Annotated in this window: 10 protein-coding genes; 7 read left to right on the forward strand and 3 right to left on the reverse strand. The window is 60.2% G+C overall.

Annotated features, from left to right (window positions below):
• Positions 1–6 precede the first annotated feature (6 nt).
• The 3 genes from speE to nspC all read left to right on the forward strand — a co-directional run bounded on the left by speE (position 7) and on the right by nspC (position 3,760).
• Positions 7–864: a polyamine aminopropyltransferase gene (gene speE / locus H8S02_RS07135; protein ID WP_186969932.1), complete on the forward strand. Its 858-nt coding sequence runs from the start codon at positions 7–9 to the stop codon at positions 862–864.
• Between the two features lie 504 nt (positions 865–1,368).
• The gene (locus H8S02_RS07140) at positions 1,369–2,628 is read left to right on the forward strand and encodes a saccharopine dehydrogenase family protein (protein ID WP_186969933.1); all 1,260 of its coding nucleotides are present in this window, start codon (positions 1,369–1,371) and stop codon (positions 2,626–2,628) included.
• A 1-nt stretch (position 2,629) separates the two neighbouring features.
• Entirely contained in the window at positions 2,630–3,760 is a 1,131-nt protein-coding gene (nspC, locus tag H8S02_RS07145; protein WP_186969934.1) for a carboxynorspermidine decarboxylase, read from the forward strand.
• An 809-nt stretch (positions 3,761–4,569) separates the two neighbouring features.
• On the opposite strand, the gene H8S02_RS07150 is transcribed toward nspC, so the two are convergent.
• The 3 genes from H8S02_RS07150 to pyk form a co-directional block, all read right to left on the reverse strand.
• The gene (locus H8S02_RS07150; RefSeq protein WP_118723237.1) at positions 4,570–5,826 is read right to left on the reverse strand and encodes a M16 family metallopeptidase; all 1,257 of its coding nucleotides are present in this window, start codon (positions 5,824–5,826) and stop codon (positions 4,570–4,572) included.
• A gap of 124 nt (positions 5,827–5,950) precedes the next feature.
• Positions 5,951–7,135, reverse strand: coding sequence for an LCP family protein (locus H8S02_RS07155; RefSeq protein ID WP_186969935.1), 1,185 nt, complete (start codon positions 7,133–7,135; stop codon positions 5,951–5,953).
• 12 nt (positions 7,136–7,147) lie between these two features.
• Positions 7,148–8,611, reverse strand: a complete 1,464-nt coding sequence (gene pyk, locus H8S02_RS07160) for a pyruvate kinase (protein ID WP_186969936.1) — start codon at positions 8,609–8,611, stop codon at positions 7,148–7,150.
• Positions 8,612–8,952: 341 nt separating this feature from the next.
• Between pyk and H8S02_RS07165 the strand changes: the two genes are divergently transcribed.
• The 4 genes from H8S02_RS07165 to H8S02_RS07180 all read left to right on the forward strand — a co-directional run bounded on the left by H8S02_RS07165 (position 8,953) and on the right by H8S02_RS07180 (position 10,976).
• On the forward strand, positions 8,953–9,873 hold the full coding sequence (locus H8S02_RS07165; RefSeq protein ID WP_186969937.1) for a sugar phosphate nucleotidyltransferase: 921 nt from the start codon (positions 8,953–8,955) through the stop codon (positions 9,871–9,873).
• 13 nt (positions 9,874–9,886) lie between these two features.
• On the forward strand, positions 9,887–10,396 hold the full coding sequence (locus H8S02_RS07170; RefSeq protein ID WP_186969938.1) for a hypothetical protein: 510 nt from the start codon (positions 9,887–9,889) through the stop codon (positions 10,394–10,396).
• Between the two features lie 111 nt (positions 10,397–10,507).
• Positions 10,508–10,744, forward strand: a complete 237-nt coding sequence (gene secG / locus H8S02_RS07175; protein ID WP_186969939.1) for a preprotein translocase subunit SecG — start codon at positions 10,508–10,510, stop codon at positions 10,742–10,744.
• A 1-nt stretch (position 10,745) separates the two neighbouring features.
• Complete coding sequence (locus tag H8S02_RS07180) at positions 10,746–10,976, forward strand: hypothetical protein (RefSeq protein ID WP_118685840.1); 231 nt, start codon at positions 10,746–10,748, stop codon at positions 10,974–10,976.
• Positions 10,977–11,327: the final 351 nt, after the last annotated feature.

The raw sequence follows: 11,327 nt of genomic DNA on the forward strand, positions 1-11,327 counted from the left end.
TTCCCCATGCAACTTACCTTTACCGAAATGCACACGCCGACGGTCGGCCTGCAAATTCAGGTGGACCGCCAGCTTCACACCGAAAAGAGCGACTTTCAGCGCATCGACGTATTTGAATGCGAGGAGTTCGGCCGCTTTCTCACGCTCGACGGCTACATGATGCTGACCGAGCGCGACGAGTTCATCTACCACGAAATGATGGTGCATGTGCCGATGGCCGTGCTCGGCGAGAAGATCAAAAAGGTGCTCGTCATCGGCGGCGGCGACGGCGGCTGTGTCCGCGAGCTGTGCCGCTACAAGCACATCGAGCACATCGACCTCGTGGAGATCGACGAGCGCGTTGTCGCGGTCTGCAAGGAGTATCTGCCCGGCGTGGCGTGCTCGCTCGACGATCCGCGCGTCCATATCCTGTATCAGGACGGCCTCAAGTACATCCGCCGCATCGAGGACGAATACGACCTCATCATCATCGACTCGACCGACCCGTTCGGCCCGGGCGAGGGTCTGTTCACGATGGAGTTCTACGGCAACTGCTACAAGGCGCTCCACGAGCACGGCGTGCTGGTCAATCAGCACGAAAGCCCGTTCTACAGGGGCGACGCGCTCGCCTGCCAGCGCGCACATCGCAATATCGTGCACTCGTTCGAGCTCAGCCGCCTGTTTCAGGCGCACATCCCGACCTATCCGTCCGGCCACTGGCTGTTCGGCTTTTCGTCGCGCGGCGTGCATCCCGTGCGCGACCTCGACCCGGACTGGTGGAACAGCCTCGGCCTCGAAACCGGATACTACAACACCAACCTGCACAAGGGCGCGTTCTATCTGCCGAACTATGTGCAGAAGCTGCTCGAAAAAGTAGAGGAATAACGAAAGCGTTTTCGATTTGCGCATCCGTTCTGCGAACGGGAGAATGCCGCACCCGCGGCGGAGGGCAAGAGGGTAGACACCAAGGTTTCTACCCTCTTAACTCCCACTTCCTTTTGCTTCATAGTCTGGCGCAGACCGGAGACCGACGACCGCTCCGAAACAGAGAACGGCAGAGGATTTTTTCTCTGCTGAGGATGGACTGCCTTCGGAGTCCGTCCTCTTGAGCAGCCTGTTCGCAGGGCTGGCTGCTATACTGCTACACAGACGATTTATCTTCTGCCGGGTGCGGCATAGCAGTGCCGCACAAATCGTTTACGGTTTGTTACAGACAGCACCTGCGAGGATAGATTGTACCAAACAGAGAGATTTGCATATGCCATGCGGTACGGTGCGCTTAGGAACTGCGTATCGTCGGCGCAGCTTCGCTTGTCTCTTGAGCGGCAGTTTAAATCATTCAACAAATCCAAATCATATCATTTAAGTTACACCAAGGAGGAACTAACCATGGGAAGAGCATTGATCATCGGCTGCGGCGGCGTTGCCGGCGTTGTCATTCACAAGTGCTGCCAGAACAGCGACGTTTTTGAGGAGATCATGATCGCGTCCCGCACCAAGAGCAAGTGCGACGCCATCAAGGAGAAGCTCGACGGCACGACAGCGACCAAAATCCGTACCGCAAAGGTGGACGCGGACAACGTGGACGAGCTGTGTGCGCTCATCGACGAGTACAAGCCGGACATCGTCATGAATATCGCTCTGCCGTATCAGGATCTCACCATTATGGATGCGTGCCTCAAGTGCGGCGTCAACTACATGGACACCGCAAACTACGAGCCGGAGGACACCGACGATCCGGAGTGGCGCGCCATCTACGAGAAGCGCTGCAAGGACGAGGGCTTTACCGCGTACTTTGACTACTCGTGGCAGTGGGCGTACAAGAAGAAGTTCGAGGAGGCCGGTCTGACCGCTCTGCTCGGCTCCGGCTTTGACCCGGGCGTAACGCAGGCGTACTGCGCTTACGCACAGAAGCATCTGTTCGATGAAATCGACACCATCGACATCCTCGACTGCAACGGCGGCGACCACGGCTATCCGTTCGCGACCAACTTCAACCCGGAGATCAACCTGCGCGAGGTATCCGCGCCCGGCTCCTATTGGGAGGACGGCCACTGGGTCGAGATCCCGGCCATGTCCATCAAGCGCGAGTACGACTTCGATCAGGTCGGCCACAAGGACATGTACCTGCTGCATCACGAGGAGATCGAGTCGCTCGCGAAGAACATCCCGGGCGTCAAGCGCATCCGCTTCTTCATGACCTTCGGCCAGTCCTACCTGACCCACATGAAGTGTCTGGAGAACGTCGGCATGCTGTCCACCACCCCGATCGAGTTCGAGGGCCATCAGATCGTGCCGATCCAGTTCCTCAAGGCGCTGCTGCCCGATCCGGCAACGCTCGGTCCGCGCACCAAGGGCAAGACCAACATCGGCTGCATCTTCACCGGCAAGAAGGACGGCAAGGAAAAGACCGCCTATATCTACAACGTCTGCGATCACGAGGAGTGCTACCGCGAGGTCGGCTCGCAGGCCATCAGCTACACCACCGGCGTTCCGGCGATGATCGGCGCGGCGATGCTGCTGACCGGCAAGTGGAACAAGCCGGGCGTGTACACGGTCGAGGAGTTTGATCCCGATCCGTACATGGAGGCGCTGAACAAGTGGGGGCTGCCGTGGCAGATCGACGACAAGCCGGTGCTGGTGGACTGATATGAGATTTACCGATCTTCCGACTCCCTGCTTTATCATCGACGAAAACCGTCTTGTGCAGAACCTTGCGGTGCTGCGCGACGTCGCGCGGCGCAGCGGCGCGAAGATCCTGCTCGCGCAGAAGGCGTTTTCCATGTTTTCGACCTATCCGCTGCTGCGCGAGTACCTCGCCGGAACGACCGCGTCCGGCCTGTTCGAGGCGCGGCTGGGTCACGAGGAATTCGGCGGCGAGACGCATGTCTATTCGCCCGCGTACACGCCGGACGAGTTCCATGAAATCCTGAACTATGCCGACCACATCGTGTTCAACTCGTTCACGCAGTGGAAAAAGTACGGCAATCTGGCGCGCGTGGCCGGAAAGAGCTGCGGTCTGCGCCTCAACCCGGAGTGCTCGACGCAGCCGGACGACCACGCCATCTATGATCCGTGCGGCCCGACCTCGCGTCTGGGCATCACCGAGGCGAACTTTCAGCCCGACCTGCTCGACGGCATCGAGGGTTTCCATTTTCATACGCTGTGCGAGCAGAACGCGGACGATCTCGTGCGCACGGTCGCGGCGTTTGAAATGCGCTTCGGCCGCTACATGGAGGGCATGAAGTGGCTCAACCTCGGCGGCGGCCATCACATCACCCGTGCGGACTACGATGTGGACGCGCTCGTCAACTGCATCATCTACCTGCGCGACAAGTACAAGGTGCAGATCTATCTCGAGCCGGGCGAGGCGGTCGTGCTGAACGCCGGCTATCTGGTCTCGACCGTGCTCGAGACCATGAAAAACCGCAAGGATATCGCCATTCTCGATACCTCGGCGGCGTGCCATATGCCGGACGTGCTCGAAATGCCGTACCGTCCGCCGGTCATGCGTGCGGGCGAGCCGGGGTGCAAGGCGTTCGATTATCTGCTGACCGGCCGCACCTGTCTTGCGGGCGACGTCATCGGCGAGTATTCGTTCGATGTGCCGCTGATGGCAGGCGAGCAGGTGGTTTTCGAGGATATGGCGCTGTACACCATGGTCAAGACCAATACGTTCAACGGTATGCCTCTGCCGCTGATTGCCGTCCGCCGTGCGGACGGCACGGACGAAGTCGTTCGCATGTTCAGCTATGAGGATTTCAAAAACCGCCTGTCGTAAAAAAACAAGACGACCGTCTCCAATCCGGAGACGGTCGTTTTCTATACCCTCAGTATAATTATACGATTTGCAATCATGAAATCTTCCGCCGATACAGCAGTGTGCCATGGCCTTTACCCTCAGCAGAGGGTGAGCGGTTCCGCCGTTCCGGCGGCTTGCCGCCGCAGGCGAGATTGGCTGCCGATGGGCAGACCGGGCATTGCCGCCGTCTGGCGGCGGAGGTGCTGGTGTTCACCGGCGGTGTACGCCGTGCCCACGGCGAGGGGCAAAAGGGGGCAAGGGCACCATATGGTTCCCTTGCCCCCTCTTGACTCCCCCAAACCCTCCTTTGCGCCGCGACGCCCTTCGGTTGCGCGGCGAAACGGGGGAAACAGGGGCTCGGTTCCGTGCGTCGGGCAGATTTTGGGACGCTGTCAGACCCTGAATTTACTTTGCGTAAACCGCCGCGCATAACAGTGCGCGGCCAGACAGTGCCGGGCGGCAGTTCTCCGCTGCGAAAAGCTCCGCTTCGATCAAGGGTGTAACCTTGGAGCACCAAACGTCCCTGTGGGCCCCTCGCATTTAGACGCGCGACCGCAGGGAGTCGCGTCCAAAGGAAGGTAAGGGGAGTCAAGAGGGGACAGGAAACCATGTTTGGTGTCCTGTCCCCTTTTGTTCCCGCCGGTGAACACCGGCTCTCCCGGGCCGCCGAAGGCGGCCATTGTGCACGCTCACTTTGAGCGTAAAGTCGCCTCCAGCGGCGCGCCGCTGTATCGGCGGAAGGTCAACCGTCAGCAGATGGAAAAGATTTTTAGGATGCCGTCCGGCAGTTACAGATGCTTCGACAGAAGCTCCCGATATTCGTCCTCTGCTCCCGGATTGCCGACAACGGCAAGCGACGCCTGCGCCGGGTCGAAGATCCGCCGCGCCAGCTCAAGAATATCATCCCGCGTTACGCTGTCGTAGCCGGCGAGCACATCCTCGATCCTCGAGACCTCGCCGCGGATCAGCTCGCTGCGGCCGATGGTCATCATGCGCGTACCCGTGCTCTCGAGACCCATGAGCAGCGTGGTCTTGGCCTGCTCGCGGGTACGGGAGATCTCGTCCTGCGCCGGGCCGTCTTCACAGAACTGATGCAGCTCCTGCAAAATGCGCTCGAGCGCGCGGCGCTCGGTCTCCTCGCCGAGACCGGTGTAGATCGACATCAGACCTGTGTCCTGATGCGGCGTGGTGAATGTGTAGATCGAGTAGCACAGACCGCTCCGCTCGCGGATGCTCTGAAACAGGCGCGACGACATGCCGCCGCCGAGGATGTTGCACAGCAGGTTCATCGTGAAGCGGTCCTCCGACAGCGCGGACACGCCGGGGAAGGACAGGCACAGGTGGTTCTGCTCGATCTCCTTGCTGCGGAGCACGAGCGAGGGCTTGTATACCGCCGGGGTGGTCTGGTTGCGGCCCGAGCCGGTCATGACCGAGAACAGGTCTGCGATATAGTCAAGATCCTCGTCCGTGAAATGGCCGGAGACCGCGATGACCGTGTCCTCCGGGCGGTAATACTCGTGCATGTATTTGTGCATGATCTCGGTCGTGATGGGCGCGAGCGTCTCCTCCGTGCCGAGGATGGGGCGGCCGAGCGAAGAGCCGTCATAGCACTTTTCGAACAGCTTGTCGATGGCGACGTCCTCGGGGGAGTCCTCATACATATCGATCTCCTCGAGCACAACGCCGCGCTCGAGCTCGATGTCCTCCTGCGCGAAGCGCGACTCGAGGAACATATCCGCGAGCAGGGCAATGCCGGTCTGGAGACGGCTGTCGAGCACCTTCATATAGTAGCAGGTGCATTCCTTGTCGGTGAAGGCGTTGGCCTGACCGCCGAGCGCGTCAATAGCGATGGCGATATGACGTGCGGAGCGCTTTTCCGTGCCCTTGAAGATCATGTGCTCGATGAAGTGCGAAATGCCGTTCAGCTCCGCCGGTTCATAGCGGCTGCCGTTGCCGACCCAGATGCCGACCGATACCGTGCGCACATTGTCCAGACGCTCAGAGATGATGCGCACGCCGTTTGGGAGAACTCGTTTTACATACATAATATCCGCTCCTATATTTCTTTCTTCCTGTTTGTCCTGCGGGGGGGAGTGAGGCGGCGGCGCCGCCGAAAAAAGCAGGGGAGCATAACCGCGGTCATGCTCCCCTGCTGCGATTATTTACTTGTTAATAATACACCCGATTGCCGTTTTCGTCCAGATAGTATCTGTCTCCGTCCGAGTCATAATAATCGCCGGTGGAGGCGTCGTAGCTGCCGCCCTCCTCGACGAGCGACTCGGGGTCGACCGTCTCGGTCTTATGGCTGCCGGCGGCCGGAGAAGAAGTGCCGGTCGTGCTGTCGGCGGGGTCATCGCTGTCCGTGCTGCCGTCGCTGCCGGAGGGAGCGGCTGTGCCGGGCGTTACATCGTTGTAGATGTACTCGTGCAGCTCGTCGGCCACGACGTCCACGTCGTACATGATGTACTCGTTGGACGAGCCGTAATACTTCCATTCGCCGTCGAGCGGAAAACGGACATGCTCCACAGCGGGGACGCCGTTTTTGACCGCGCCGACGATCAGGGGCGCAACGTCCGCCGGAGCGAGCGAGGTCGTGACGTAGGGCATGAGCCGGTTCATGATGCCGAGCAGGCCGTTTACGTCCATCGAGCTGATCTTCGCGAACATGGCGTTCAGCACGACGCTCTGGCGCTCGACGCGGCTCCAGTCGTCGCCGGTGTTGCCCTTGCGGATGCGGCCGTAGCACAGCGCCTGCACGCCGTCCAGCGTTTGCAGGCCGGTCTTTTCGACAGGGGAGAATTCCTTGCCCTGCTCGAGGCCGTAGTCGCGGATGACGCGGTTGAGCTCGGTCAGCTCATCCTCGGAGGCAACGTTGATCTCGATGCCGTCCAGCGCGTCCACGATCTCGACGACCTGCTCGAAGTTCACGGCGATATAGTCCTTGATGTCCGTGCCGAAGTTCTCGTTGATCGTGCGGATGGCGAGGCTCGGGCCGCCGCGGAAATAGGCTGCGTTGAGCTTGTCCTCTCCCACGCCGTCGATCTCGACGAGCGAGTCGCGCATCAGGCTGGACAGCTTGATCTTGCCGCGCGTGTTGTCGATCGTGACGATCATCATGCAGTCCGAATGGCTTTTTTCGTCCCCCGGACGGGTGTCCAGACCGAACAGGGCGATATTCGTGATGTTTTCGTCCGCCTGAATGCCGGCCGAGAGATCCTCGCCGGAGAGCGAGGAGTCATAGTGATAGCCGAAGACAGCGCGGTATCCGTACAGACCGATCGAGCCGGCCGTCGCGAGGATGACGACGACGGTCAGCAGACGGACGAGAATGCGACGGAAGCGTTTGAAAGACATAAGCGACCTTCTTTAGTCCTGAACGAACGGTGCAAAGGACAGCTCGGTGAGCTGGTGAACGCGCAGGGTGTTGGTGTAGTTGACATGGCCGACCGGCATGCCTGCGGTGATGGTGATGATGTCGCCGACGCGCAGGTCGAGGGTCTGGATGGCAGCCTGCTCAGACAGGCTGTACAGCTCGGTGCCGGAGGACGGGCGCTTTGCGACCAGAACCGGCTTTACGCCCCAGGACATGGACAGACGGTTGAAGGTCTGCTCGCACGGGGTAGCCGCGACGATGAGCGTGCCCGGGCGGTAGGTGGATACGGCGCGCGCGGTCGAGCCGGACTCGGTGAAGGCAACGATGCACTTCGCGCCGAGGTCAGCGGAGGTCGAGCAGGTCGCGTGGGAGATGGCGAGGGTCTTCATGTCGCCGGAAACGTGCATGTTCTGGAACTCCAGACGGGTGACGCGGCGGCGGTCATAGTGGATGGTGCGCTCGGCGTTCTCGGCGATGCGGCTCATGGTGGAGACGGTCTCTACCGGGTACTTGCCGACCGAGGTCTCGCCGGACAGCATGATCGCGGAGGTGCCGTCGTAGACTGCGTTCGCGACGTCGGAAACCTCTGCGCGGGTCGGGCGCGGGTTCTTCGCCATGCTCTCGAGCATCTGGGTCGCGGTGACGACGCGCTTGCCGCGGGAGATGCAGGTCTTGATGATGTTCTTCTGGATCTCCGGCAGCTCCTCGAACGGAACCTCAACGCCCAGGTCGCCGCGGGCGACCATGACGCCGTTCGCCTCGTCGAGGATCTCCTGGATGTTGTTTACGCCTTCCATGTTCTCGATCTTGCAGATGATCTCGACGTCTTCCTTGCCGTGCGCCTTGAGGATGGCCTTGATGTCGCGGACGTCCTGTGCGCAGCGAGTGAAGGAAGCGGCGATGAAGTCGATGTCCTGCGTCAGACCGAACTCGATGTCCTCGCGGTCCTTGTCGGAGATAAACTTCATGTTGAGCTTGATGCCCGGAACATTGATGGACTTGCGGTTGGAGAGCGGGCCGCCGTTGAGCGCCTTGCAGACGATGTCGGTGCCGTCGACGATCTTGAGCACCTCGAACGCGACCAGACCGTCATCGATGAGGATGCGGGTACCCGGCTGAACGTCGTTCGGCAGACCTTCGTAGGTGATGGAGACGATAGTGTTGTCGCCCTCGATGTCGCGGGTGGTCAGGGTGAACTCCTGGCCCTCGACGATCTCGATCTTGCCGTCCTTGTAGGTCTTGGTGCGGATCTCCGGGCCCTTGGTGTCGAGCATGATGCCGACCGGCATGCCGAGCTCCTTGCGGGCAGCCTTTACCGCGTCCATGCGCGCCTTGTGCTCCTCGTGGGAGCCGTGGCTGAAGTTCATACGGGCAACGTTCATGCCCGCCTTGATCATTTCGGGCAGGATACCGTCGGTCGCAGGACCGAGGGTGCAGATAATTTTAGTTTTGCGCATCAGTCATATTCCTCTCTGTATCAGATAACTAACGAAACGTGTATAACATTATATCAGACCTATTTTAGCACTTTTCGTGCGGTTTGGCAATCGTCCGCGAAAACGGCGGATTGTTTTCGTGCTTTTCGACAAAAAAGCAAATGCTGCGTGTCGGCGGATTGGGCAAGACCGCATAATCTCCTGCAGAAAAAGGTAAAAATGCACGGTCTCCGTCCCCTGCGCCGCGGCGGCGGCTTCGCTCTTGTATTTTACCCGCCCTTACGATATAATAAAAGTATCTAGGCGAAATACAGCACAGCGGCGGACGACACGAAAACGCCGCTTTGAAAGGAAGAAAACATATGAATAAACCGGTTCTGGTCATTATGGCGGCAGGTATGGGCTCGCGCTACGGCGGCCTCAAGCAGATCGACCCCATCGGTCCGAACGGTCAGATCATTCTGGATTACTCGGTCTACGACGCCCACCGCGCAGGCTTCGAGCGCGTGGTGTTCATCATCCGCCCCGAGCTGCACGAGGCGTTCGAGCAGGCCATCGGCGCGAAGGCGCGCCGCTTCATGCAGGTCGACTACGCCTACCAGACGCTCGACCGTCTGCCGGAGGGCCTGAAGGCGCCCGAGGGACGCGAAAAGCCGCTCGGCACCGCGCACGCGGTCTGGTGCGCGAAGGAGCTGACCGAGGGATGCCCGATCGCGGTCATCAACGCGGACGATTTCTACGGCGCGGACGCCTTCCGCAAGATGTACGACTATCTGTCGCAGGCGGAGGACGACGACAGGTTCCGCTACTGCATGGTCGGCTATCAGGTCGAGAACACCCTCACCGAGAACGGCACGGTCTCGCGCGGCGTGTGCACCGAGGACGAGCACGGCCTGCTCGCGCACATCATCGAGCGCACTTCCATCCACCGCGACGCGGACGGCGTCATCCGCTATGATGCGGACGGCGACGCGCCGGCCGGCGAGATCGCGCCGGGTACGCCGGTCTCGCTCAATCTCTGGGGCTTCACCCCGTCCTTTCTGCCCTCGCTCGACGAGGGCCTGCGCACGTTCTTCGCGGAAAAGCTGCCGGAAAATCCGATGAAGGGCGAATATTACCTGCCGTTCGCGGTCGACGCGCTCATCAAGGCAGGAAAGGCGACCGCAAAGGTCCTCAAGACCTCCGCGCGCTGGTACGGCGTGACCTACCGCGAGGACAAGCCGGTCATCACGGCGGCGGTTTCGCAGATGACGGCGGACGGCGAGTACCCGGAAGACCTGTAAAAAGGAGAGCGGCATGGATTTTTCGACTGAATTTGTCGCGCTGCGCGACCGGCTGCTCGAGACACAGGACAAGGCGTTCCGCACGCAGACCAATGTCGAGGTCGCGGGCCGCATGGCGGCGCTCTGCTCCTCGTTCACCATCAAGAGCGAGCGCAAGATCCTCGGTCTGATGCCGACGGGCGGCGTCGGCCACGCGCACGAATACCGCCTGCTGTTCGCCGTGCCGAAGCTCGGCGCGGACGAGCTTGCGGACTGGTGGGCGTATGCGGAAAAGGCATTCGAAACGCTCGTTGAGCCGGATGAAAACCACGATTTCTCCATCGTTTCGGTCATCCTCGCCGCCGGCGAGCTGGAAAAGGACGTGCCGAAGCGGCTGAAAAAGCTCGCGCATGAGCAGCAGTTCGAGGGCGGAAAGCACGGCTGGGGCTCGGTGCGCATGGCGTGCGTCGACCTCGAGGCGCATAAGCTCTGCGTGAGCCGCATGGGAGACTCGTTGAAAAATATCATGAAAGCTGCGCTTTGAGAGCGGAAAACTCTTGAAATACAGCGCGAAATATGATATAGTATCATGTACGCAATCTGACGCGGACGCTGTTCCGCGGTAAAAGAAAAATGTAATGGAGGAAAAAAACACATGACTACCGCACAGATCGCTCTTTCTGTCATCATGATCATCGCAAGCCTGTTCCTGATCGTTGTCGTTCTGCTTCAGGAGGGCGCGCAGCAGGGCCTCGGCGCCATCGAGGGCGGCGCAGACACCTTCTTCGGCAAGGGCAAGGCTTCCGCTTCTGACCGCATTTTTGCTCGTCTGACCTCGATCGTCGGCGTGATCTTCGTCATCGCAGCGATCGTTCTCAACATCGTTCACTAAAATGCCGGCGCAGACCATTCAGCGTCTGCTGCTCTTTCTGTTCGTCGCATTTGCCGCGCTGACTGCCTTCCAGCAGCTGCGCTACGGCATGATCTGCGGCCGCAGTGAGCAGGAGGACCGGCAGGATGACCCCAAGGCGAAGGCCTGCCACGCGCAGGCGATGCTGTACGCCGTGCTCGCGGCGGTCAGCCTGATCGCCAACATCATCGTCGGCGCACTGACGCGCGGATAACACAGAGGAAAAAGAGGATGCAGTTTCAAGCTGCATCCTCTTTTTTTCAGCTGTCGAAAGGTTCCGTTTTTTTTTCAGACGCCCGCGCTGCCGTATCAGCATTATGAAAACGGACTTTATCGACCGGCCGGAGAAGAATTTCCGTTCCGCTTGACCGTTTGAGGTCAATTTTTCCGGTATCCGCGCTATGGGTGAGGGGACTTTTCCTCTCGGCATGGCAGACAGAGCGATGCGTCTGACGGAGCGGGAACAGGATGCGGCGGCCGGTCAGGTGAGAGTTCGTTCTGTCAGACACAGGGAAAACTGCGATCTGACCCGACAGGTCTTTTCGTGCTGCCCGCCGTTTTTTCC

It is taken from the genome of Agathobaculum hominis, assembly GCF_014288055.1.
In the GTDB taxonomy this organism is placed as follows: Bacteria; Bacillota; Clostridia; order Oscillospirales; family Butyricicoccaceae; genus Agathobaculum; species Agathobaculum hominis.